The sequence below is a fragment of the Photorhabdus cinerea genome (genome assembly GCF_011189575.1).
In the GTDB taxonomy this organism is placed as follows: domain Bacteria; phylum Pseudomonadota; class Gammaproteobacteria; order Enterobacterales; family Enterobacteriaceae; genus Photorhabdus; species Photorhabdus cinerea.
Genome location: NZ_PUJW01000008.1, coordinates 146,864 through 173,019, shown reverse-complemented (window position 1 = coordinate 173,019; position 26,156 = coordinate 146,864). Strand labels below are relative to the sequence as shown.

Here is a 26,156-nt window from a genome sequence, read left to right as displayed (position 1 = left end):
ACGGATGGAGCACAATGCTGCTTAATAGTGAACCCTATGATACACCTTCTAATTGTTGATGCTCTTAACCTTATCCGCCGCATTCACGCTGTGCAGGGTAGCCCATGCATTCCTGCCTGTGAACATGCACTGAAGCAGTTGATCCAACATACCAATCCTACCCATGCTGTCGCAGTATTCGATGAGGAGGATCGCAGTAACAGTTGGCGTCACCAAATATTACCTGCCTACAAAGCTGGCCGCTCGCCAATGCCTGACAATCTGAAACAAGAAATGCCGCAGATCAGAATATCATTTGAACAACAAGGCATTGCCTGCTGGCATGCCCAAGGACATGAAGCAGATGATCTAGCCGCAACGCTGGCAGTAAAAGTCGCCTCTGCCGGTTACCATGTTACGATTGTTTCTACTGATAAAGGTTATTGCCAATTACTTTCACCCAATATCCGTATCCGCGACTACTTCCAGAAACGCTGGTTGGATATGCCATTTGTTCAACAAGAATTTGGCGTTTCTCCGGAACAATTACCTGATTACTGGGGACTGGCGGGGATCAGTAGCAGTAAAATACCCGGAATTCAGGGGATTGGCCCTAAAACCGCCACTGCTTTACTGCAACAGGCTGGTACACTGGATAACCTTTTCCAGAACCTCGATCAACAACCAGATAAATGGCGCAACAAGCTGGAATCAAATAAAGAAATCGCGTTTATCAGCCGGGAAGTTGCGTCGTTACGTACCTATTTAGCGTTAAATGGCAATCTGCAACAACTCCGGCTGACAACAGCAAACTAACGGAAATACCCTGCTACCTTATCCAAATGTTCACCTTTTAGCTCTCCGGCCTCATTTAGTAGGCCGACCCAAGCTTTAATATAATTATATTTTGCCTGAGAAAGATCACGCCGGGCAGTATATAACTGCTGTTCAGCATTCAGAACATCCACATTAACCCGCTGCCCAAGAACAACACTCTTGCTGGTCGCATCTACCTGCAAGTTGGCTGATTCAACAGCCATTTCATAAGCATTAATCCGCTTTTCACTATTCAGATACTGATTATAATTTCGGCGTAATGCATTAAGAACTTCTCCTGCCTGAGCATCAAGATCATATCTAGTTCTTCCATATTGCGCCGCCGCCTGACGTACAGAAGCAGATGTACCACCCCCATTATAGATATTCATGCTCATCCGCAAGCCAATGGTATCGGTTCGATACTTCTGATCTACCGTATTATCGCTGCTAGATTCGCTTTCAGAATGGGAAGCATAGAGCTCCAACTTAGGTAAATAACCTGCCCGGTTACGTTGCACCTCATGGTACGCTGCTTTCACTTCCTGACGGGACGCGGCCAGAACCGGATTGTTAGCTAATGCCAGTTTTTCCCATTCTTCATAATGGTCTGGCGACAACTTCAATATCTTAAACTGCGTCTTATCTGATAGCCGCTGCACCGGTAAATCAATGGGAAGAGGAACACCAACAATCAGTTGTAAACTCCGGACTGCGGCATCCAGATCATCTTTAGCTGCTATTTCATCGGCAATAGCCTGGCTGTAACGAGATTGTGTTTCCACTACATCAGTACGTGTCCCTTCACCAGAAGCAAACAACTTCCTATTCAGTTCCAATTGTTTTTCATACGCCATTTTCTGGCGTATCACCAAATCAATCTGATCCTGAGCATAAGCAACATCCACGTAAGCATTCACTACCCGGACCGCCAGTTGCTGAAAATCTGCCCGAAAACGTTCATTGCTCATTAACGTATGAGCCTGACTGGCTTTATAACGCGCCCATATCTCAAAATCTATCAATGGCTGAGTCAGCACCACTGCCGCGTTATAACTGCTATATTGGCGATCCCGACTTTCCGTTGCCTTATTTCCCCGACGATCATACGTAGGGTATTCCATATGTTGCCAGTTCCTCGGTGAATGCTGATAAGACATTATCACTTTAGGTAACAATTCTGCCCTGCCAATCTTTTCATACTCTTCTCCACCTTCTCTTTCTTTTACTGCTGCGAGAAAAGTAGGATCATTTTCTAATGCCAGCGCATAAGCCTCTGTCAGACTCAATGCCCATGCGGGAAAAGAGAACAAACTGACACTGAAAAGAATTAACAAACTAACTAATGATAAAGAAGCACGATTCAGTTTCATAATCACTCCTCTATCAACGATGTCGAAGCCCGATCCCACAATGGCTTAAACAGATAACTCAACAAGGAACGTGAACCGGTTTTGACAAATACCTCAACTGGCATCCCCGGCCTGATATCCAACCCTTTCAGTTTTTCCATCTCTTCAGGAGATACGACTGCTCTCATCTGATAATAAGGTTGGCTGTTCACAGGATCTACCAATCTGTCTGCGGAAACCATGACCACTTTTCCCGCAATTTTTGGTGTCCGGTTCTGATTAAAAGCGGTGAACATCAGATCTACATCTAGCCCTTTGCTAATCTTATCTGCCAGATTAACCGCAACACGGGTTTCCACCTCAAGCGCCATTTGATCCGGTAGAATTTCCATCAGTTTTTCACCGGGAGCAACAACACCACCCTGCGTAAAAATATTTAACCCGACAACCGTGCCATCAACCGGCGCCACAATTGAAGTATGCGTAAGTTCAAACTGGGCTGTATCCAACTTATTTCTGTATTCACTGGCAGCAACCTGCACCTCGGCCAATTGAGTGCTCACTTCCCGTTGATAGTCTGCGTTGCGCTGAATAATACGCTGCTGGGTTTCCTGTAGCTGTTTTTCAAGCTGGCCGGTGCGCCCTTCCATTTCCGCTATGCTACTGTTGAGTTCAGCCTGTTCACGCAGAAGCTCCAAATAACGATTACGCGGGAAATACCCCTCATCCGCTAAAGATTTAAGATTAGTTATCTGTTCTTTAAGTGCTGACTGTTGCACTCGCTTACTGACAAGAGAAGCTTTCAGCCCTTTAATCTGAAAGTTTGTACCAGCAACAGACTGCTCAAGCCCTGCCAGATCGCTTTGCAGCATTTCACGGCGTGATGCGAACAGTTGTTTTTGCAATGCAATAATCTCTTTCACCCGAGGTTCAGATTGTAATTGCTGGAATATTTTGGGAAAAACCAGCATGTCATCACCATGCTGTTCAGCCAATAAACGGGTTTCCGTTGCTAATGTGGTATACAGTTGATCCTGGAGCGCATCTACCTGTGCTTTTGCCTGCACCTGACTGAGCTGAACGAGGGTTTGACCCGCTTTTATAGTTTCTCCCTCAACAACCATAATCTGGCTAATAATACCGCTTGCCGGGGCTTGAACCGTTTTGCGGTTACCATCCACAACCACTACACCAGAAGACGCAACCCCTTTATCCAACGGCGCAAATGCTGCCCAAATGAGAAACCCCAAGATCCCCACACCAATCACCAACCATCCTAGTCGTAAAAAATGCCCTTCTTCTAGTGGCAATAATCCTTTTCCATCCACTACCGGCGTATTCTGATCAGACATATCCACTCCCGGACAGAAATCTCCGTCTCAGCTATTTGATATTATTATAATTAAATGCTTATCTACTTATGATGCCTGTGCAACTGCCTTGGCCGCAGAATGTTCCTGACTTTTATTTTGTTGCGATAAAGCAGTCATTACCTGCTGAGATGAACCAAACATCTTCATTTTTCCCTGAACTAGCAGCAATATTTTGTTCGTCTGTGACAACAATGATGTACGGTGAGTAATCACAATCACTGTTTTTCCTTGCGCTTTCAGCTGAGCAATAGCTTGATTCAGCGCTCTTTCACCCGCTTCATCCAGGCTGGAATTAGGTTCATCCAGAACCACAAGTGATGGCTCATCATACAACGCACGAGCAAGACCAATTCGCTGTTTCTGCCCGCCAGATAGCCCAATACCGCCGGCACCAATAACGGTGTCATAACCCTTATCAAGCGCTAATACCAGTTCATGAACCCCAGCTTTCTTTGCCGCCTGAACAACTTTTTCTGGTTCCACTTCATTGAAACGAGCAATGTTCTCAGCGATAGTGCCGCCAAATAGCTCAATATCTTGCGGTAAATATCCTATTGAAGAACCCAATTCATCTTTGTTCCACTGATAAATATCTGCATTATCAAGACGGACTACACCTTCCTGTGCCGGCCATATCCCGACTAGTAACCGGGCGAGGGTCGATTTCCCTGAAGCACTGGGGCCAATTAATCCCATCACATCACCCGCATCCAGCGCAAAACTAACATCCTGCAACACAACCTTACTGTTTCTTCCTGGAGGTGCGGCTGAAACTTTTTCTACCACCAAATTTCCTTTTGGCGCAGGTAATGACATGCCTGATTTCCGTTCTGGTTGCTGCTCCAACAAATCGGTTAATCGTTGCCATGACAAACGCGCTGCACTCCAACCTTTCCAGGCTTGAATAAGCTGTTCAATCGGCGAAAGTGCACGCCCCATCAGAATTGAAGCAGCAATCATCATTCCCGGCGTAATATGCCCGTCAATTGCTAACCAGCCACCTAATCCAAGGATCAGCGACTGTAACGCCAAACGCACTGTTTTAGTGACTGAATTAATCACTGAAGCCCGTTCACTGGCAATACGCTGGAAATTCAGAAAACGTTCATGTAATCCAAACCATCTCCGGCGCAGCACCGGCAACATCCCCAACGCCTCTATCACTTCAGCGTTACGCAAGTTAGTGCTGGCAAGACTGGCTGAACGCAGAGCAAGTTTATTGGCTTCTGATAAAGGCTGGCTTGATACCCACTGATTCAATACAGCAAGGGCAATCAATACCAACGCCCCCACTAATGACAACAAACCAAGCCAAGGGTTAAAAAGAAAAATAACCAGCAAGTAGATTGGGAACCAAGGAGCATCAAAGAAAGCAAATAAAGCATTACCCGTCAGAAACTGGCGGATATTTGCCAAGTCATTGAGCATCTGCCCCGCATCTGTTGTACCATTTTTTAGATTTGATTCGTAAGATGCGGTATAAACCCGATTATTCAGTTTCATATCAAGCTGGCTACCAATACGAATAACAATCATGCTGCGGATATATTCCAGCATCCCCATCATGGCAAACATGCCAAGAGTAATCAGGGTCAACATCAGCAAAGTGATTTCATTGCCCGACGGCAACACTCTGTCATAAACCTGCAACATATAAACAGATGGAACCAACATGAGCAGGTTAATAAAGGCAGTGAACAACCCGATAGTCCAAAACACCCGACTACGGGCACGAATGACATCAGCAATCTCATCCTTTGGGAGTAATAATTTCACAGCATTTCCTTAATAACTATCTGATATATCTTATTTTTATAAATATATGACTATCTGATGTTAACGTTCCTTGCCCTATTCGCTTTACTTACCCGGTCTCATTATCAATTCCCGGCCATCAGCAAACCGGGCAAACCAGCCATCTGACTCATGAGCAAAAAAAGCCAAACCACTACCCTGATTATCTGTAATTGTGATGCCATCAGGCGTAGGCCGCCAACCGGCAGGCACTTCACCAAACATATCTGCCAAACAAGTGTTATCACCATTAAGTGACCAAATTGACCCCTCCGGTAATGGTTGGTCAGTCAATGACACATCACATTGGTGACGTTTATCTGACAGTTGCCATACGCCTTTCAATTCACTAGCGTGTGGCAGATCAAGACTACTTGCCATACTTCCTCCAATAATGCTGAATGTAAGAGCAACAAAGAATGCAAATTTCAGATACCAAGTTGCAAAAACCATGCCGTCTCCAAACGAATAACCGCATCCAAATCAGATGCGGTTGTGTTGTTGTGTTATGCAAGAATGAAATCAGACTCTAATATTGGCTCTCCGACAATCTTTACCCAAAAATCATCGTAGGAGAATTTACCGCCCAAATTAATGGCGAAATCATTCACCTTATCAACAGTGTTATAACGAAGCACTGCCTCTCCAACGGCACCAGTGAATTCCTCGACAAACTTAACGCCCCCTTTCCCGGCTTCACCCAGATCGAACAGTGACACATCAATCTTGTCCTCACCTGAAACAAAGTCATGAATCCAATCACGCTCAAGAGGAGGTGATTCCTTGGCACTCAGGTAGACAAATGTATCTTTACCTTCTCCACCCCAAAGGTTATCTGCTCCCAGACCACCGTAGATGATGTCATCACCAGCACCACCTTTCAGAGTATTGTCAGCATCATTGCCTATCAGAATGTCATTGCCACTGCCACCAATCGCATTTTCAATCGTTACACCACGAGCAATCGAAACGTTTCCTTTCAGGCCACCAACATCAGAGAAAGAAGCTTCATTCAGGTTGATGCGCTGATCCTGAGTAAAACCAGAGAAATCAAACGTATCATTACCACCCGCATCCCAGGCAGTGAACAACAGTTTGCTGTTCTCATCTTTTGCGGTATAGAAATCGCGATCTGTGTTGGAATTAAAGCCGTATACAGTGTCATCTGTACGGGTTGCATTATTAACACCATATTTTGCCTGAATGGCAGAAATATCGTTAAGTAATGGTGCAGAAGAATAAATACCTTTGAAGTCTTGCCCAGTATTCTTCTCACTGAAATAACTCATGACGGTATAAGCACGGCTATCTTCAAAATAGGTGGCGCTATTCTTATAAGTTGGGTTTACCTTATCAGATGCATTATAATCAGCCGGATGCTGTAACCCCAGTGTATGACCGATTTCATGAGTAAACGTTTGACGGCCATAACCATTCACGTCAATATCATTATTTGAGAAAGTACGGCTTGTTGCGTTATACCAGGTTCCTAATTGCGTCTTATCCGGGTTTGGCAGATACGCAAACGCATAACTCCCCGTCAAACTAACATCAAAGAACCCAAAAGTGATATTCGCCTCCTTTACATCAGAGGTTTCAACGAAGTTAATATTAGCAACATCCGCCCAAGATTGTATTGACAGTTTTGCAGCCGCTTTTTGCGCTTCATTAAATGCTGAAAATTCAGAAATATGCCATGGCATATTATCCGGTTCACTCTCCAGGAAATTATACTTTAATTGGAAAGCTTTAGATTTATCGTCGTCCTGATGCCCCCAACTATAATCACCCCGGATTAATTCTTTAGCAGCATCTTTACTGGGCTCATGCTCAACGACAATATTAGAATCCTTACCTGGTATATAAGCCTGTAACCATTTCAGCAACTCATTTGCCTTCTCTGAACCGCTAACTTCTTCCGAGTATGAAATTTTTTTCTTTAAAGACATATATTTCTCCATAAATTCAGGACTTAGATATAAAAACCTTTTTATTTTATTAAATACAAATCGATAAAACCTGAAAACGACAGACCGCCCATGGTCATACAAATTAAGAACTAAAATCCCTTTCACATAAAAGTAACACTAAAGTTAATTGTATAAAAAGCAATTAACATACTTTTTTAATATAAACGTGATAAAAATAACATAAAACAAATAAGCGATTGTTTTACATAACATAACTATTTAAGGCGAAAAAAACACCGCTAATTTCTTAACGGTATCTTATTGATCATTAATTATTCATCATTTAACTATCCATAAAGTAAACTTTAAAAAATTTATAGAATTATTGTTGATAATTTTAATAAGAAATTATTTCAAACCGTTATATGAATAGAGAAAATAAGAATAACCTCCCACTTAGACTGCAATATTGAACGATATGACACAGATAGAAGGGATCTAAACCAGTAAATACCCATATATTATTATCAAACAAAGTAATAACAACTTAATTAAATAAATAAAAATATATATATCACAGAGTAGTTAATACTTCATTTATTCTAAATCATTCTTTTTCGATATAATCAAATTATATTTGCAGTTTTTGAAAAAAAATAAAAACATCAACAAAGTTGATTAAACACTCTAAAAAACAAGATATGAAATAAATAATTAAATATATTCATAAAGATATGAAATTTAAAACAGCAACTTAAATTCGATATAATACAAACATTATTTTAGCTTAATATTACAATTAAACTTCATATCCTAACCCTAGTTAAATTAATTTCAAAAAACAATCAATTTCATTCCTCCCAATTTTATAATATTAATTTACTGGATTATTGCGAATTAATCTCATGTTTCATTAAGCAGTTACAATAGTATATTTATTTTGTTATTTATCTTAAGTCAAGTTAAAAAATCAACAATTTTCAGACAAAAATCATACCATATTAATGGTCAGATTAAATATAATAACCTCATAACTGAGCATTATGTAATATCCCCCTAGTGAATAAATGAGTGAAATCATTTCAATATGCTACTTTTATTACATATGGGAATGAAAAAAAATGCAACAATGTTATTCAATATTAAAATAAAAACGCCTCAGAATATCACTGAGGCGCTTTATGAAGTCTTATTTTAGTAATTTATTCCAGAATAATGATGAACAACAGTTAATCAGTCATTATCCCGACTGGTTGCATAAGCAGACCAAATACGGCGAACATGAACCGTTATTTCTTCCCTGTCATGATAAAGGTGCTTTGCCTGAATTTGTGCATTGATACCATTCTCTTTTAATTGCAGATTCATTTTCTGCAAATTATGCGCAACTTCTTCATAACGCTTTTTCATGGGCAGTTTGAGATTAAAAATAGCCTCCCGACACCAACCATTAACCAACCAATCTGCCATGAGTTGCGTCACTTTTGCCGGCTTTTCCACCATATCACACACCAGCCAATAAATGTTTTTTACCGAAGGTTCAAACTTAAAACCATCAATTTTGTGATGCCGAACCTGCCCGGTATCCATCAGGCTTTGCGACATCAGACCATTATCCACAGCATGAACCATCATGCTGCGTTTCACCAATTGGTAGGTCCAACCACCAGGACATGCACCTAAATCAACAGCATACAGACCACTAGCCAGCCGCTCTTCCCATTCATCATAAGGAATAAAAACATGAAAAGCTTCTTCCAACTTCAGTGTTGAACGACTTGGGGCATCTGAAGGGAACTTCAATCGGGGAATACCCATATAAAATGGCGAGTTGTTATTACTGTAAGAATAACCAACATAACAGCAACCCGGCGCAATAAAGAAAACATGTATTACGGGGCGGCTCGTGTTTTCCCTAATCTGCAAAATTTTTTCCTGACGCATAGCATTACGCAACGGCACAGTAAATTTCCGGCAGAATTTCAACAACTCTTTACTTTCATTAGTATCAGGCACTTCAACCCGTAGTTCGCCCGCACGTTCAATGACACCATGTAACATACCAACAATCGGACTTATCCGATCTTCAGGAGATAAATCTCGTAATAATTCACCCACGACCAGCATTTGGCGGGCAAAAATCAATTCCCGAAAGGGTATCTCACGAATAAGACGATCTGCATCTTCATGCTGATAACACTCAAACAGAACATAACCGCTGTTGTCTTTTACCCGGGCAAAACCGTAAATCTCTTTTTGACCCGCTTTATCGGTGATTTCTGCCGCACACTCTTTTTCAAAACCAGGACGACAATATAAGGCAATTTTATTCATGGCGAAGCGCCGATTTCCTTAGACGCAAAGCGCCGATTAATACTAAGATCCAGCCAATAAGAAAGCTGCCCCCTCCAACTGGAGTAATATAAGCGAAAAATTTAACCTGCAATAAGGCCATACAATAGAGACTGCCACTAAACAACAAAATGCCTACCGCGAAAAAGACACCACTCCAGTAAAACCAGAGAATAACTTTACGCATCAGCATGGCAGATATAGCCATCATTGCCAGAGTGTGAATACCCTGATATTGCAGACCAAGTTCAATCCAGCCTAGCTGATATTTTTCCATAATCGGAGATAATAAATGCGACCCGATAGCACCAAACGCCACATAGAAAAAACCACTAATACCAGCAAAGATAAGCATTAAACGACTATTCACTGTTATCTCCCTTTTTCATATTTATGTCTGAGAACTCTTGTAACCAGAATGACTTATCCTTTTCTTATTCATTGGTAATAAAACCCAATTTCTCCTGCTCACTAGCAGCCTGTGCCAGAACCCATTGCCGGAATGCTGCGATTTTCCCTAACTCAGCCTGACTATCATGACAAACAAGGTAAAATGCATTCTTACTCACTAACACATCATTAAATGGGCAAACTAAACGCCCGGCATCAATTTCAGTCCGAGCCATGACATTATTTGCCAATGCAACCCCTTGCCCATGAACCGCCGCCTGGATCACCATTGCGCTATGGCTAAATATAGGTCCCTGCTGAACATTTATCTGCTGTTGCATATCAAGTTGACGTACATAAGCCTGCCAGTCACGGCGAGAAGAATCGTGCAATAATGTATGGCGCGCCAAATCTGCTGGTGTTTTCAGAGGATTCTCCCCTGTTAGCAGCGTAGGAGAACAAACAGGGAGCAAATATTCTGCATAAAGACGATCTGTTCGCAACCCCGGCCAGTTTCCACGGCCATAAAATATAGCAACATCAACATCATCAGCGAGCTTATCTTCTTCTCTGTCTACCGCCTGTATCCTGACATCAATTCCCGGGTAAGCTAAATTAAAGCCAGACAACCTTGGAACCAACCACTGAATAGCAAAGCTGGGTGAAAGACTGACAGTCAAAGCCCCTTTCGCACTTCGAGCTTGAAGTTTACGCGTTGCTTCATTTATAGACGTGAAAATTTCTTTAATATCCAAATAATAACTTTGTCCCTCTTCAGTCAACAATAGTGATCGGTTGCGACGACGAAACAGCTTAAGCCCCAGAAAATCCTCCAAACTTTTCATCTGGTGGCTAACTGCGGCCTGCGTCACAAATAACTCTTCAGCTGCCTTAGTAAAACTCAAATGGCGCGCCGCAGCATCAAAAACCCGCAACGCATTAAGTGGTGGTAAACGTTTGGACATGTGAGCCCTTATTCAATATTAGTGATACCGGTAACTCTTTATATTTATTTATTAGTTTTTGTAATCCGAACCATTATAAATTGTCCATTGAGGATACTCCAGTAAATCCCTATAGTGGCGCCACTTCCCAAGCCGGAACGAAAAGTGAATTAGCAGTAACGCTATGGAACTTTTGGCTTTGTGGTTGTGATGTTGTGTTTGCAAGTTGTCTGGAAAACCAGACTGTGTAGCTTAAGCTACTGTTTTTTTCACTTCCTGTACATTTACCCTGTCTGTCCATAGTGATTTTTTAATGCACCGCCGTTGCGGTGCTTTTTTTTGGCATAACTACTGGAACATGGCACTATTACTCAATGTAACAACCTATCCATTCTCAGCCAGAAACAGACGACTATACCCTATGGATTTCAAGATGCATCGCGACGGCAAGGGCGCGAATCCCCGGGAGCATAGCGAACTATGTGACCGGGGTGAGTGAATGCAGCCAACAAAGAGGCGACTTGAAAGATAGCGGGTATAATTACTATCACCAACAGAATAGCCTGATAAACAACAACGAAATCAACTCAAAACAACTATGAAAAAGTTCGAACCAGAACAATTCCGTCGGCAATTTCCTGCCCTGCAACAACAGACTGTATTTTTAGACAGCGCAGCAACTGCACTCAAACCACAAGCCATGATAAAAGTAACTCAGGATTATTATCAGTGCAGTAGTGCTACAGTGCATCGCAGCCAACATCACGCCGCACTGGAAGCCACATCTCGCTATGAAAATGCTCGGCAACTGGTTGCTGAACTCATCAATGCCCCACAACCTGAGAATATTATCTGGACAAAAGGAACAACAGAATCCCTCAATCTGGTTGTTCAGAATTATTTCCGTACTCGTCTCCAACCTGGCGATGAAATTATAGTTAGTGAACAGGAACACCATTCTAATTTGATCCCTTGGTTAATGCTGGCAGAGCAAATAGGCGCTAAGGTTATTAAATGGCCTTTAGGCAACGGCAAATTGCCGGATATAAATACCTTACCTGAACTTCTGAACCAACACAGTCGATTGATAGCCATCAGCCAAATGTCCAACGTGACCGGCGGAGCAGTTGATTTAACTGCAATAACAAAAATAGCGCACCAACATGGTTGCCTAATCGTGGTTGATGGCGCACAAGGTGTTGTTCACAATCCCGTTGATGTTCAGCAAACAGATATCGATTTCTACGCATTTTCAGCTCATAAGCTCTATGGTCCAAATGGCGTTGGCATACTTTATGGTAAAAGTGAGCTACTTGAAGCCATGTCTCCTTGGCAAGGCGGCGGTAAAATGCTTACTCAGGCATCATTCAGTGGTTTTACACCGGAAGCTGTACCATTCAGATTTGAGGCGGGTACACCAAATGTTGCTGGTGTTATTGGCTTTTCAGCCACACTAGAATGGCTGAAAGATCTTGATATGACCAAAGCTGAAACCCATGCTGTCACTCTCGCTGACTACACCGAAGAACAACTTTCCGCTTTACCCGGGTTTATCAGCTATCGTATTGCCGGTTCCAGCTTGCTGGCTTTTAATTTTGCTGGCATTCATCACGGTGATTTGGCGACTATTTTGGCAGAACAAAATATTGCCTTACGCTCTGGTCAGCACTGCGCTCAACCATTGATCGAGGCTTTAGGTATCAGTGGCTGTTTGCGGGCATCTTTTATGCCTTACAACAATCAGCAGGATGCCGATTCTTTAGTCCAAGCGGTAGAATTCGGCCTTTCTCTACTACAAGATGAATGATATATGACACAACCCATTGAAGGCTTAACCGCACCACACCCATTTGGTCAAGAAATTAACCAGCAACAGTTAATCGAAACCTTTAACCAATGCCGCCAATGGGAAGATCGCTATCGCCAGTTAATCTTACTGGCAAAGAAACTACCAGCACTGCCTGACAACTTGAAACAACAGGATATCGAAATGTCAGGTTGTGAAAACCGAGTTTGGTTAGGATATCAATTACTGCCAAATGGCTATTTGCACTTTTATGGTGACAGCGAAGGCCGCATTGTAAAAGGTCTGCTAGCCGTAATCCTAACCGCCGTAGAAGGAAAAACACCGAAACAAGTTTCGGAAACTAACTTGCTGGCGTTGTTCCACCAGCTTGGACTAGAACAACAGTTAAGTGGTTCACGGTTGAACGGCGTAAAATCGCTGATTCATACCGTGCAAAACGCCGCAAAGCACTACACCAAAGATTAAAGTTCACCCCGGCGTTGAGCTTTAGCCACCATCTTTTTCAATGCATGGGAAACCGCAACAAATCCGAATGTCGCCGTGACCATCGTCGCGGCACCAAAACCGGAAGCACAATCCATGCGTTTAGTCCCTTCCGCCGTACTTTTCGCGGCACAAACAGAACCATCACCTTGCGGATAAACCAATTGCTCAGTTGAAAACACACAATCAATTCCCAACTTGCCTTTACCATTCTTCACAATGTGATAGTCGGATTTCAGTCGTTCCCGCAACTTAGCTGCTAACGGGTCCTGAATAGTTTTCGCTAAATCAACAACCTGAATCTGTGTAGGATCAAGTTGCCCGCCTGCACCACCTGTTATTACCAACGGAATTTTATGGCGACGACAATAAGCCAACAAAGCTGCTTTCGGCCTGACACTATCAATAGCATCAACCACATAACTGAACCCGGCAGACATGATTTCCTCAACGTTATCTGGTGTGAGAAAATCATCAATACAAGTCACTTTACATTCAGGGTTAATTGCCAGAATACGTTCTGCAATCACTTCCGTTTTTGGTTGCCCAATATGCTGCTTTAAAGCGTGTAATTGGCGGTTGGTATTCGTAATGCATACATCATCCATATCAATCAGGGTAATCGCGCCTATTCCAGTACGAGCCAGCGCTTCGGCTGCCCAAGAACCCACACCACCGATACCCACCACACAAATATGGGAATGAAAAAACAAAGAAAGCGCTTTTTGACCATATAAACGGGCAGTACCCGCAAAGCGCTGCATATATGCATCAGAAAGAGAAGTTTGTATCACTGAATATCAATCCTGAAAACCTGTTATAAAATTCCTGGAGAAGCATTACTGATTTACCATCAGCATAGCCGGTTGCTCTTTTTTCAGCACCCAAACTCGACCATAGTGGTTATAAAACCCCGCCATCATACCAGCCTCACGACCAATACCATGATAGATATCGAAGTGATGGCCTTTTATTGCACCACCGACATCCAATGCAATCATCAAACGCATCTGGTACTGACCGGTAAATTTACCTTGCCCATCCAACAAAGGTACCTCTGCCAACAATGTTGTTCCTGGTGGAATAAGTGCTTTGTCTGAAGCCACAGAAGCTTTTGCAATCAGAGGAACAGCACTTGCTCCCCGCACCGGGGCATAAACTTCAGGTTTAAAGAAGACAAACGAAGGGTTCTGCTCTAGCAGCTCACGAACTTCTGCCTCGCTATGAGATTCAATCCATCTACGAATCGCCAGTATAGATATATCTTCCTGCGCAATTTCTCCGCGCTCAATCAGCAACTTACCAATACTGCGGTAAACCTGCCCATTCTTACCTGCATAACCCAAAAAGGTCAGTGGCCCACCATCACCAAAATCAACATAACCACTGCCCTGCACTTCCATAAGATAATTATCAATCAGTGAACGACTGTAACCAATAACCAGATTAGGACTGAGGGCACCATTATATATCTCAGCTCGACTTGGCAAATGGTATCTGCCTTTAGGCGGCATGCGGTACAGAGGATATTTAAATTCACCTTGTTTAACACGGCGAGCTTGTAATATCGGCGTATAGTAACCCGTGAACTGGACATTACCGTAATTATCCACACCTTCCATCTGATAAGCATGTAGATTAAACAGATTCAATTTACTGGTTTCACCACCTGCTAACATCCAGTTCTGGACCGCATCAAAAGTTGAGCTATTATTCTTATACAGACGAGGTGCAGACTGACTAATAAGCGCAACCTGCTCTGAAAAGTCTTTAGCATTAACCGGCCTACCCTGAGCATTGGGTTGATTCACGAGCCATAAATCCTCAGTAATATGACCATCTTTATATTGTTGGCCCAGATCTGTTGGGCGAGAATGACATCCAACCAGCAGTGAAATCATGACCCCACACAGAAGATGCTTATTCCAAAATCTCATTGTTGCTCTCTCTTACCAACATTGCTCAGCGGCAAACAATACCAAACCAACAAAAATAATGAAACTTACCATAAAAAAATAACGTAACGAGACAATGACACAAACGAACAAAAACACGCCAATATGTGGAGTAACTAATCAAAAACGTAACGAAACAAACAATAATTAATAAAAAAACTTGCAACGGATCTCATCCTGAGTATAGTGCCCGCATCGGACGCGGGGTGGAGCAGCCTGGTAGCTCGTCGGGCTCATAACCCGAAGGTCGTCGGTTCAAATCCGGCCCCCGCAACCAATACAATGAAATAGTTCGATATTTGCGAATCAGAACCTATTCCAGCAGGCGTTATCGATGCAGGAAAACACCAGAAAGGTTCTAACGGACGCGGGATGGAGCAGCCTGGTAGCTCGTCGGGCTCATAACCCGAAGGTCGTCGGTTCAAATCCGGCTCCCGCAACCAATTTTTCGCAACTCAGAATACTCAAACGGACGCGGGGTGGAGCAGCTTGGTAGCTCGTCGGGCTCATAACCCGAAGGTCGTCGGTTCAAATCCGGCCCCCGCAACCAATTCCCTATGCATTTCAACATGCCAATTCCAAAAACAACTTCTAAACGGCATCCTTGAAGATGGCGAACAAGCTGAGTTACTGTTACTGATTGCTCTTCGCCAGATGACCAAAGCCTTCGGGGGAGTTTGTAACGTGGCCCAGGAAGCTGAGTTGAATCCGAACCAGCTCTATCGCACCTTGTCAGCCAAGGGCAACCTGGAAGTTAGAAGTCTAAGCGCAATTCTGCGTGTTATGGGCTTGCGCCTGGCAGTTCAACCTATCACTACCCACTCAAAAATAGGGGAAGGGAATACAAACTGAATGAAGACAGCCTCCTTTCCCTTTCTAGCAGCAAAAATAACTCGCCGAGTAGTTTCAGATTGCCAAATTGCCACCATTCTTAAAATAAGCTTTGATACCCGCAAAAATTGACTCTGCTACCTGCTGCTGGAAGCGCGCAGTTTTCAGTTTTCGCTCCTCTTCCAAGTTACTAATAAACGCAGTCTCTACCAAAATGGAGGGGATATCCGGTGCTTTGAGTACCGCGAACCCAGCCTGATCCACCCGGTTTTTATGCAGTTTATTCACTTTGCCCATGCGTTTGAGTACTTCTCTACCAAATTTAAGGCTGTCATTGATTGTCGCGGTCTGTAATAAATCAAACATTGTATGATCCAGATATCTATCACCGCTTTTACTTACCCCACCAATCTGGTCGGCTTCATTTTGCGTCTGGGCTAGAAAACGCGCGGTATTACTGGTCGCCCCTTTAGTAGAAAGTGCAAAAACTGAAGAACCACGTGCCGCTCGGTTAGTAAAAGCATCAGCGTGAATAGAAACGAACAAATCAGCTCGCATCTTACGCGCCTTTGCCACCCGAACTTTTAGCGGAATAAACACATCTTCATTGCGGGTCATATAAACTTTCATACCCGGCTCACGCTGGATAATACTTTTCAATCGACGGGCAATTTGTAGAACAACGTCTTTTTCTCGGGTTTTATATTTACCAATAGCGCCGGGATCTTCCCCGCCATGTCCAGGATCAAGCATGATAACAATTGGCCTGTCCTTACCTGCTTTGCCTGGTTTTGGTATTTTCGCTGGTAAATCCTCAGCCAAATCACCTTTATTGTACTCCTCAAGCAGAGCAAGTAGTGGATCATCATCAGTATTCGCTCCCGCTGCCGGATAAATATCCAATACCAGACGATGCTTAAATTCTGCCACTGGCTTCAAAGTAAACATGTGCGTGCTGACCAATTGTTTAACCTCAAACACCAAACGAACAGTTTTAGGATCAAATTGTCCCGCCCTAACCAATTTAAGATAAGGATCACGAGACTGAATCTGTTCTCCCATCCCTTTTAAGGTGTGATTCAACTGCACACCCTCAAGATCAACAACAATTCTGTTTGGATTTGTCAGCGTAAACTGGCGATATTTGAGTGGAATATTAGACTCAAGCGTTACACGGGTATAACTGGATGCAGGCCAAATACGTACAGCAATAATTTTTGATGACGCTGCGTAACCCACCTGGCTGACACTAAGCAACCACATTGCTGCGGCTCCCTGCAACAAGCGACGTCGTGACAGATTATGATCTGAATGACTCATCTACTATTTTATTCCATTCATAAAATACAAATATTCAAGGTAATATTCACCAAAAGAAACAGCCAAGTGAAAAGCTCTAACCAATCAACATTATGCTGTCATCAACAAAAAGCATTTTATATGCTGCAAATTATTAACGTCCACATCTATATCACAATGTTTTTGTCTTAATTGCCTCTTGCCATTCCTCTCCAAAAGGAATAAAAATACATAAATTTAGAATAAAAATTCAATCGAGAGCCTGTTATGAAAGAACGAAGCACCGAATTAGTTGAGGGATTTCGCCACTCGGTTCCGTACATCAATGCACACCGTGGCAAAACTTTTATTATTATGCTTAGCGGAGAAGCGATTGCTCATGAAAACTTCCCGAACATCATCAACGATATCGGATTACTGCATAGTTTAGGCATCCGTCTGATTGTTGTTTATGGAGCCAGACCGCAAATTGAACAAAATATTGTAGACCATCATTACGAACCGGCTTATCACAAACACACCCGTGTTACTGATAACAAAACATTAGAATTAGTCAAACAATCTGCTGGTTTAGTGCAACTGGATATCACCGCACGTCTTTCCATGAGCCTGAATAATACCCCATTACAAGGAGCGAATATTAATGTTGTGAGCGGTAACTTTATTATAGCTCAACCTCTAGGCGTTGATGATGGTATCGATTATTGCCACAGCGGCAGAATTCGTCGCATTGATGAAAACGCAATTAACCTTCAGTTAGACCATGGCGCAATAGTGCTGATTGGCCCTGTTGCGGTTTCTGTCACTGGTGAGAGTTTTAATCTGGCATCTGAAGAAATTGCTACTCAGTTAGCTATCAAGCTACAAGCTGAAAAACTGATTGGCTTCTGCTCTTCTCAAGGTGTGCAGGACAAAGATGGACAAATTCTATCCGAAATTTTTCTTAATCAAGCACAAGAATACATTAAAGAATTGACACTCCAAGGGGACTACTATTCAAGTACAACCCGTTTTTTACGAAGTGCAGTGAAAGCTTGCCGTGGTGGTGTTCGTCGCAGCCACTTATTAAGTTATCAGGCAGATGGTGCTCTGGTTCAGGAATTATTCTCCCGTGATGGTATTGGCACTCAAATAGTCATGGAAAGTGCGGAACAAATACGCAGGGCTAATATTAATGATATTGGTGGCATTCTCGAACTTATCCGCCCACTGGAACAACAAGGGATTCTGGTTCGCCGTTCAAGAGAACAACTTGAGAGGGAAATTGATAAATTCACCATTATCGAACGCGACAACCTGACTATCGCCTGTGCTGCACTTTACCCCTATCCTGATGAAAAAATCGGGGAAATGGCTTGCTTAGCCGTTCATCCCAAATATCGAAGTTCTTTAAGAGGTGAAGCTCTATTAAATCGCATCTCAGAGCACGCTCAGCAACTTGGACTAGAAAAACTTTTCGTCCTGACTACCCGCAGTATCCACTGGTTTCAGGAACGAGGATTTGAGCCCGCAGAAATCTCAATGCTACCGATTGAGAAGCAAGTACTATACAACTACCAGCGCCGCTCAAAAATCCTGATGTTAAATTTGGAACCACAGCAATAAACGTATTTATGCCGCAAGGTTTACATTGCCCTTAATTCAGCGGTAATGATATTAAACCTACGGCATCCTACCTCTGACTTAGTCTGTTGTGACTGCTCCCCGCACTAAAGCTCGCCTTATATCCCCGCCCGCACTGGGCAAGGGTTTACGGCGGTTTTTGCTAATCGAAGAAATAAATAGTGTCCACTTAAATTATGAAGTGCGCCCCAAAAGTTAGACATTTTGCCTGTCGAAAGACAGAAGTCCTCATATGACGCGCTTACATTTAAACGGCGCTATTCACCTATTTATGAGACCCGCGATAACCATCGCGGGCCTTGTTACCGATCAATGCCAATTAGCTGCCAGCACAGGTTGCAGCCGCTGTTGCTCGACATCACCGAGCATTGCGGTCGCAGGCGCTGGTGGCGCGAATGCAGCCATAGCCTGGACAAGGTGTTCGACATCACTATCCATCAACCGATGACCGTCACCGGCCATGATGCTACTTGGTCGTTCGGTGGGACTGGCATACCAATTATGCAGTGTTACCTCCTGCTTGCTGCCAATGACCGAAATTTGCAGATCCTGTCCTTCATGCTGGAACCACAGACGTTCAGGGCTGATGTCCTTTCCAAACACCAAGTTTCCCATCTCACCACTAAATTCCAAATCGTTGTCCCCATGCCCGACTTCTACCGTCGACATAGTACCACTGGTCACAATATTGTTATTACCCTCCCCGACTTTCACTTTCGACATAATACCGCTGGTCACGATATGGTTATTACCATCCCCTACTTTTACTTTCGTGAAGGTTCCCGACGCTTTAATGGTGTTGTTGCCATGTCCGACTGTTAGTCTGTCGACATTGCCAACAATAACGTTGCTACCATTACCTAACGTGATATCGGCAAAACGGCCCATCACATTCACCTTATTGTCACCGTTGCCGGCAACTATTTTGCTCTCCATAGCTTCCACATTGATAGTCTTGCTCTCGTCCCCCAACGTAACCTCGGAAAAGGGAGTTTCGACTGTAATGGAATTAGGGTCAGTGGTCACCGGTGTAGGTTCCACTGCTGGCTCAATTTTCAGAACGTTAAGCGTTGGGTGCAATTCAACAGGAGGAATACTAATTGGCTCCCTGTCAATGGGTGACATCCGGTCAACATTCAGGTCAATATGCGGCCTCAGATCATGAACGCGAAAGCTAATTGGCTCCAGCTTAACAGGGGGAAGTCTAATCATATCCCGGTCAATATCAATAGAAGAAATTTTAGTCAGATCCCAGTCAATAAGGGGAATGCTAACCGGCTTCCTAGGGGGAATACTAATTGGCTTCAAGTCGATAGAGGGAAGAGGTAAAGGCTTGCCAACGCCAAGGGGGTCAACAATTGGTGTCAATGAGCCCGGTACAGTAACCATTGGTTTATCGGGAGATTGCGTCACCACTGGCCCGACCGTTGGCACCAAATCCGGCACAGGCTCCGCAAAAAGGAAGTCAGCCGCATCGACCTGAGAAGTATCCAGAGTATCGAGATACAGCAACTTCACGTTTGAATCAGTACCGCTGGCCCCATTAAAGGTAACTTCAACGCCATGAATTTGTGACAGGCCGTTGATCGTGCCACGATTACTCTTAGTGATTGTGAGCTGGCTGAAATCAGTGACTCCGGTTTGACGCAAATCAATTTTATCAATGCCGTGACGGAACCCACGTAATGCATTCTGGTAGTCCTTGACGCCCGGTTGGGCTGCCACCACAAAAACGTCTGATGCCGCACTGTCATGACTATAGATCGTTCCATTCAGACTAAATTTCATCTGACCCTGAGCATCAGTAGTGAGCATCACACCCTTGCCACCGCCCTTAAGGATCACGGTTCCCAAGCCTTCTTGTGGCTGGAGCGTTGAGGCGTCACTACTCGTGTAAGCCATCGGGGCGATAAAGGTGTTCTGGAACTTGAAGTTCGCCGCACCGATCCCGGCGATTGTTTGATTTTTCAAGACAATGCTCTGCCCCTTACCCAGATCGACCTTAACATCCTCCCCTTGCTGCGTCAGCAACAGATCGGCAAACGTTTTTCCACCAAATCCTACCAGATCGATGATTTCGCCACGAGCCGCCTCGAAATTGCTAATGATATCGCTGCCCGCCTCACGGCGGTGGACCACAAAGAAGTCCTTGCCCGCACCACCTGCCAGTGTGTTGTTTCCACGCCCGCCATCAAGCAATGCATCGGCATTACCAGCGACTAGCGTATCGTTGCCATCACCGGTGACGATGTTCTGAATGCCCGACGGATTCTTTATCGTCAACGCTGCACCGCCAATGCTGGCAACACCGGTCAGCAAGTTGACTGAAGTATCCCGCGAAACAGCCGCCGCATTGAGGGTATTACGCCCACCCGCCACGCCATTGGCTGCGTCATCCAGCACCGCGCGGTTGGCCTGCCCGACCACCGACTGGATATATTCGTCGGTGTAGAAATAAGTGTCATCCGGGGTGCTTTTGCTGCCGTACAAACGTAGCGACCAGGCATTTAATGTGACCGGCAGGCCGGAATTCGCATCGGTCACCTGTAGGGTCCAGTTGCCAACCGAGCGTTCACCAAAATCATGGGTCGACATAAAGCTGTATTTGAACGTCCCCGACTGGCTACTACCCAGATCGGTCGCATTCGCGCCCGGCATGCCGTCTGGAACCTTACCCTGACGATTGAGCAAGATGCTCTGAGTGCCATCAGGAGAGATCAGTTTGAGCGTCAGATCGCCAAGACGGCCTACCTGGGCGTCAAAATCGATCTCGACATGCTCGACATTCAGACCGGCATTCATGGCGATAGACGACGTCATCGTCTCACCCGCCGCTAAGGTTTTCCCCAGAGGGCCGCTGGATGCGCTATAGACGTACTCATTGGCAGCAGTGCTTTGAGTCATCCAAGACTCGGCCAAGCGAACGGCGGCTCGCGCATCGACTTGACCGAAACCATAATCGTTGCTGGTATGCATACCGCCGCCATTCCAGCTGTGGCTGTTATTATCGTTCCATTCGGTAGATGGGTCATTGATCTTGCGAGCGGATAGAGCAAGGATCTGTTGCACATCCCGATAGCCTAAGTTCGGATTGGCCTCAAGCATCAGCGCAACAACACCGGAGACTATCGGAGCGGCAAAGCTGGTGCCTTGCATGCTGGTGTAGTCATTGCCGAAAGTTGAGCCACGTTCAGTTTTCAGCATATAGCTGGTAGACACAACATTGCTGCCCGGTGCCGAAACCAACAGGCTGGCTCCCGGGTTGGAGAACGGTGAGGAGCCAATCTGCAAAGTCGACAAATCGCCCTGTGCGTTGATCGCACCAACTTCCACCGAAAAGCGGTTGTTATTGGTCAGCGATCCTTGGGCATTGCCGCCTTCTGCACGATGGTTGCCACCCGCCGCCACGATGACGGTACCCAATCCGCCACGACCATTAGCCGCCGCGTACTGCGCATTCATGCTCAGCGACGCGGCAGTATTTATAGAGCCGTCCTGAAAGCTGCTGAGTGCGAAATCGTTGGTAAATCCCCAGCTATTGTTGGCAACGTCAAAACTGACCATATGCCCCAGCCCCGCAAGATCAGCACCGCTATTGGCCAGATAATAACCGCCCAACGTAGCATCATAGGCAACCCCTACGCCACCAGCATTATTTTTCGCCGCGACCATCACACCCGCCACCATTGTCGCGTGGTTGGAGACCACGTTCGGCAAAGTGCCATTGGTTTGTTGAGTCTGCAACCAGGTTTTATCAACATTCGCCGCAAGGTCGGGATGATTGATATCAAAGATTTCAGGCGCGGTGGCGAACTGACCACCTGGCTCAAACTGACCAATGCGTACGCCCTTGCCAGTGTAGTCCTTCCAGACCGGCAGGATGTTGGCATCACTCAGATACCATTGCTGAGCAGCCAATGGATCGAGCGGGACTTCCGGCGTCAGTAATGTGGCAACGGCGCGCATCGGGGCTGTTTCTCCACTGCTCAGATCAACTACCGATGCTGACGGATTACCAGCTGCGTCAGTTACACCATATTTAAAGCTAATGACACCGGTGTAATCTGCATCCGGCGTAAACAAAACATCGCCTTGGTCTGTGAGTTTGACCGTACCGCCTATCGCATCCCCAACATTGGCAATGCGCAGGGCACCCTGACTGTTAAAGTGTTGATCGTTAGCCAACAGACTTTCTGCGGAAATCAGATGAGGCTGAGTACGATCAAAAACCTTGCCGTCCTTGTCGTGAGTGAGAACATCCTCGACAGGCATAGCATTGGGTATTTGTAAATCAACCGCCGAAATATCCGAAAAATTGAGTTTTTGGATATTTTTCAGCGTTACTGTGCCGTCACGCCCGGCAACCTTGTCGGCCACTTCATACCCACTGTCGGTGTGGGCGATTTGATAATCACCGTGGTTACCGTGCAGGCTGACTATGTTAACCCCGCCGTCCCCATCAATCGTAGCATTGCCGTGACCCACTTCGATCACGTCGTCACCCACACCGCCGAAAATCTTATCGTCCCCGCCACCTGCGTAAATGATGCTGCCGCCTTCGGAAGCATAGATTGTGTCGCCCTGAGGACCGGCATAGATAACCGACTTGCCACTGCCACCAATGATAGTGTTGTGCCCGCTGCCGCCGACCAGTACGTCGTTACCCATTCCACCGACCAAAACTGAATCGCCGGAACCTCCCTTGATAAAGACACCATTGGCTCCACCGCTTCTGATGACATCACTGCCACTCCCGCCTTGAGCCATAGTTAAACCGGCTTGAGCCATGTTCAGCTCCACGCCTTTTTTGCCGACAATGATCGCCGTATCGTGACCGCCATTGCCGTGAATGTTTTTCGTATCATCAGAAGCGCTGATGACAAAAACGTCATCACCGGCACCGCCAACATAGGTATTGCTTCCCGCGCCCCCGACCAGCCAACTGCCGGTTTTTGCCGCAATCAAGGTATCATTGCCGCTGCCACCATACAGATTACTGACTCCCAGTTGCTCCGCATTTAGGGTTTCATCTGTTTCACTCTGGCTGGCGTAAGCCGTGGTTGTGATATCGTTGGCGGTGGAAATCACTTTCGTGCCAGTTCCCTGAGTGCTCAGGGTGTTGCTAACGGTATCACCAAGAAAATCGACGGCCAGCACTTCCTGAGTTTTACCATTGATAGTAAACGATCCACTGGCAACGACCTTATTCCCATCACGGACTTCTGTTTTGTTCGAAGCCCGGACGTTTATCTGGGTAATACCTAATTCCGCCAGTGTCTTGAGTTCACCCGCATCGACTTTTGCATCGTGGATGCTGTCAACCCAGACCCGCAGCTTGCTCCAGATCGGGTCATTCTGATCAATCACTCCGTCTTTGTTGGCATCTTCACTGGCTAAAGCACCGAAACCCTCCTTGAATTTTTTTTCGCCAGCGGCACCGTTTATTCCGGCCTTACCACCGTAGTATTCGGAGAACATCTGGCTGACATCTTTTATCTGACCACTACCATCATCGATCACCAGTATTCCGGTATTGCGATCCGCCCAGCCGCTACGCTTAAGCGTGCCACTGTTGTCCATGTCGAACAGCACGCCGTCACGGATATCAGTCATGTGCACACCATTGCCGCTCAGATCCAATAACAATGGATCAACATAAGTGTTGAACGTCGTCATTGCCGATAAGCCGTTCAACGTCACGGCGTTGCGCAGGCTGGTATCCTGTTTATTGCTGTTCAAGGTCAGGTCGAGGTAGAACTGTGACAAATAGGTGTTAGGCCGGACATTAGGGTCAAGCTGCATTTCACCGGGACGAATGCCGCCGGTGGCAAGGCTAGCCATCTGTGTTGAAGCGAAATCGGTTTTATTGAGAATGCCCGCGAGGGTGAATATTTTATGGGTCGCTGAATTTTGGATATAACCGTTGGTGACATCCTGCTGAGCCTTACTTTCTCCCTGAATCTGCCGCTGGGGTTGTGGCGAGGGCTTGATATCAATGTTAATCAAATTTGTCCCCAGTGGGCGGGTACGCATATCCTCCGAGGTAAGCCATAAACATTGCATGCCACCTTTTTCTTCATAATACTCACCATGACGAGTCAGGTTGTCACGAATGATTTGAGCTCCATTAACATGTAACAATCTCCGCAAAGGAGCAACATTGTTATTGGGGAACAAATTTCCTTCAAAATCTCTATGATTGTATCCAATGACCTTTAATGATGAAAACACGAAATCTACGCAACTGTTGGTGAACAGATTATAGCGTTTATCATTAAATCCAAATTCACCTGACCGTGGGTCTTTTGAAAAATCTTCTAACTTGTTGTACTGATCTTCAGTCAACTCTATGGTAGTTTCATAAGAGGTCTGTTGGTAGGCGACATTATCAAAAGGAGTTATTCGCCCGGGGCCAAACGCTTGATCAAACTGTGATTCGAAACCAAAACTTTTTTCATTTCCGTTCCCATCACTTAAAACATACCACATATGACCGCCAGTTGAAGAATGTACGTCTCCGGCTTTGTGCTCGTTCTTATCGGCCTGATAAACATACTGAGCCCCCTGCGGGGCAACTTTATAGGTTACGGTATATTTCTTTCCCATACTTGTTATTTCCTTGTTTTTTACAGATGTTGATCAAATTTTTGGATTAAAATAGGTGAACTCGACAAAACTCTCAATTCCATCAAATTCAGGGACATCTTCCAGAGTAGTAATGACAGCAGAGTAACGTCCGGGGGGTAACGAAAATGTTTTAATTTCTCGCACCGCCGTAGTTACCGTTCTTTCTTCGTAATCAAAGGAGTGCCCCCCATCGTATCCCCCTGCCTTTATTTTCTCGTCAAAAAAAACCTGGCCGTTTCTAACCAGATGAAGCGAAACGGGAGTTGTCACCCCGTCCTTATAAATACTCCCAAATAACTCATCTCGCCTGTTCATTTCATCATGACCATGCCCTCTAGCAAACAGCAGGGCAAACTGATAATCTCCCTTCTTGCTGATTTCAAAATCAATTTTGACTGACTGGTCAGAATGCGACACATCAATCGGCCTGTATATATTAATGGGCTCAGAACATGCCATTAATAAAGTGCAGCTCATAAAAATAATAATGTTTCGCCAGTTTTTAAACCTTTCGTGTATACGTAATACTTTCATTTTGTCACTCCAAATTTTGATATTTCCTTTGCTTATACTGATACCATTTTAAATCTTCGGATCGTAATGGTTGAATTCAACAAAACT

18 protein-coding genes and 3 tRNA genes are annotated in these 26,156 nt (G+C 44.8%); 8 read left to right on the top strand and 13 right to left on the bottom strand.

Annotated elements, in window-relative coordinates; genetic code table 11:
• The first annotated feature begins 36 nt into the window (after nt 1–36).
• A complete protein-coding gene (gene xni / locus C5469_RS09855; protein ID WP_166305525.1) occupies nt 37–795 on the top strand; it encodes a flap endonuclease Xni in 759 nt (252 codons plus the stop codon).
• Here the strand turns inward: xni and C5469_RS09850 are convergent.
• From C5469_RS09850 to C5469_RS09815, 8 genes are all read right to left on the bottom strand, one after another.
• Nucleotides 792–2,168, bottom strand: coding sequence for a TolC family outer membrane protein (locus C5469_RS09850; RefSeq protein WP_166305522.1), 1,377 nt, complete (start codon nt 2,166–2,168; stop codon nt 792–794). The genes xni and C5469_RS09850 overlap by 4 nt on opposite strands.
• 2 nt (nt 2,169–2,170) lie before the next feature.
• A complete protein-coding gene (locus C5469_RS09845) occupies nt 2,171–3,499 on the bottom strand; it encodes an HlyD family type I secretion periplasmic adaptor subunit (RefSeq protein ID WP_207628885.1) in 1,329 nt (442 codons plus the stop codon).
• Nucleotides 3,500–3,565: 66 nt separating this feature from the next.
• Nucleotides 3,566–5,296 (bottom strand): type I secretion system permease/ATPase, encoded by a 1,731-nt coding sequence (locus tag C5469_RS09840; protein WP_166305516.1) that lies wholly within the window; start codon nt 5,294–5,296, stop codon nt 3,566–3,568.
• An 84-nt stretch (nt 5,297–5,380) separates the two neighbouring features.
• The gene (locus tag C5469_RS09835; protein WP_207628883.1) at nt 5,381–5,767 is read right to left on the bottom strand and encodes a protease inhibitor Inh/omp19 family protein; all 387 of its coding nucleotides are present in this window, start codon (nt 5,765–5,767) and stop codon (nt 5,381–5,383) included.
• A gap of 53 nt (nt 5,768–5,820) precedes the next feature.
• Nucleotides 5,821–7,275: a serralysin gene (prtA, locus tag C5469_RS09830; protein ID WP_278249754.1), complete on the bottom strand. Its 1,455-nt coding sequence runs from the start codon at nt 7,273–7,275 to the stop codon at nt 5,821–5,823.
• A gap of 1,182 nt (nt 7,276–8,457) precedes the next feature.
• Nucleotides 8,458–9,558: a 23S rRNA (cytidine(2498)-2'-O)-methyltransferase RlmM gene (gene rlmM, locus C5469_RS09825; RefSeq protein ID WP_166305510.1), complete on the bottom strand. Its 1,101-nt coding sequence runs from the start codon at nt 9,556–9,558 to the stop codon at nt 8,458–8,460.
• On the bottom strand, nt 9,551–9,946 hold the full coding sequence (locus C5469_RS09820; RefSeq protein ID WP_054481220.1) for a DUF423 domain-containing protein: 396 nt from the start codon (nt 9,944–9,946) through the stop codon (nt 9,551–9,553). The genes rlmM and C5469_RS09820 overlap by 8 nt, the downstream gene beginning before the upstream one ends.
• 64 nt (nt 9,947–10,010) lie before the next feature.
• A complete protein-coding gene (locus tag C5469_RS09815) occupies nt 10,011–10,931 on the bottom strand; it encodes a transcriptional regulator GcvA (protein WP_166305508.1) in 921 nt (306 codons plus the stop codon).
• 577 nt (nt 10,932–11,508) lie between these two features.
• On the opposite strand from C5469_RS09815, the gene csdA reads away from it, so the two are divergent.
• Together csdA and csdE are read left to right on the top strand one after the other, a co-directional pair.
• Nucleotides 11,509–12,717 carry a cysteine desulfurase CsdA gene (gene csdA / locus C5469_RS09810; protein WP_166305505.1) on the top strand — a complete coding sequence of 403 codons (1,209 nt, stop codon included), beginning with the start codon at nt 11,509–11,511 and terminating at the stop codon, nt 12,715–12,717.
• Between the two features lie 3 nt (nt 12,718–12,720).
• Nucleotides 12,721–13,182 (top strand): cysteine desulfurase sulfur acceptor subunit CsdE, encoded by a 462-nt coding sequence (gene csdE / locus C5469_RS09805; protein WP_166305502.1) that lies wholly within the window; start codon nt 12,721–12,723, stop codon nt 13,180–13,182.
• Here csdE and tcdA read toward each other — a convergent pair.
• The gene (tcdA, locus tag C5469_RS09800; RefSeq protein ID WP_166305635.1) at nt 13,179–13,991 is read right to left on the bottom strand and encodes a tRNA cyclic N6-threonylcarbamoyladenosine(37) synthase TcdA; all 813 of its coding nucleotides are present in this window, start codon (nt 13,989–13,991) and stop codon (nt 13,179–13,181) included. The genes csdE and tcdA overlap by 4 nt on opposite strands.
• A 48-nt stretch (nt 13,992–14,039) precedes the next feature.
• Nucleotides 14,040–15,137, bottom strand: a complete 1,098-nt coding sequence (mltA, locus tag C5469_RS09795) for a murein transglycosylase A (protein ID WP_166305499.1) — start codon at nt 15,135–15,137, stop codon at nt 14,040–14,042.
• A gap of 218 nt (nt 15,138–15,355) precedes the next feature.
• Here mltA and C5469_RS09790 point away from each other — a divergent pair.
• The 4 genes from C5469_RS09790 to C5469_RS24445 all read left to right on the top strand — a co-directional run bounded on the left by C5469_RS09790 (nt 15,356) and on the right by C5469_RS24445 (nt 16,007).
• Nucleotides 15,356–15,432, top strand: a tRNA-Met gene (locus C5469_RS09790).
• Between the two features lie 89 nt (nt 15,433–15,521).
• Nucleotides 15,522–15,598, top strand: a tRNA-Met gene (locus C5469_RS09785).
• Between the two features lie 30 nt (nt 15,599–15,628).
• Nucleotides 15,629–15,705, top strand: a tRNA-Met gene (locus C5469_RS09780).
• Between the two features lie 11 nt (nt 15,706–15,716).
• Nucleotides 15,717–16,007, top strand: coding sequence for a helix-turn-helix domain-containing transcriptional regulator (locus tag C5469_RS24445; RefSeq protein ID WP_422615856.1), 291 nt, complete (start codon nt 15,717–15,719; stop codon nt 16,005–16,007).
• Between the two features lie 54 nt (nt 16,008–16,061).
• On the opposite strand, the gene amiC is transcribed toward C5469_RS24445, so the two are convergent.
• Nucleotides 16,062–17,306: an N-acetylmuramoyl-L-alanine amidase AmiC gene (amiC, locus tag C5469_RS09775; protein WP_166305496.1), complete on the bottom strand. Its 1,245-nt coding sequence runs from the start codon at nt 17,304–17,306 to the stop codon at nt 16,062–16,064.
• A gap of 246 nt (nt 17,307–17,552) precedes the next feature.
• Here amiC and argA point away from each other — a divergent pair, with 246 nt between their 5' ends.
• The gene (gene argA, locus C5469_RS09770) at nt 17,553–18,890 is read left to right on the top strand and encodes an amino-acid N-acetyltransferase (protein ID WP_166305493.1); all 1,338 of its coding nucleotides are present in this window, start codon (nt 17,553–17,555) and stop codon (nt 18,888–18,890) included.
• Between the two features lie 327 nt (nt 18,891–19,217).
• Here the strand turns inward: argA and C5469_RS09765 are convergent, their stop codons facing one another.
• Nucleotides 19,218–25,514 carry a S8 family serine peptidase gene (locus C5469_RS09765; RefSeq protein WP_166305490.1) on the bottom strand — a complete coding sequence of 2,099 codons (6,297 nt, stop codon included), beginning with the start codon at nt 25,512–25,514 and terminating at the stop codon, nt 19,218–19,220.
• 33 nt (nt 25,515–25,547) lie between these two features.
• Nucleotides 25,548–26,069, bottom strand: coding sequence for a DUF5625 family protein (locus tag C5469_RS09760; protein WP_166305487.1), 522 nt, complete (start codon nt 26,067–26,069; stop codon nt 25,548–25,550).
• Between the last annotated feature and the right edge of the window lie 87 nt (nt 26,070–26,156).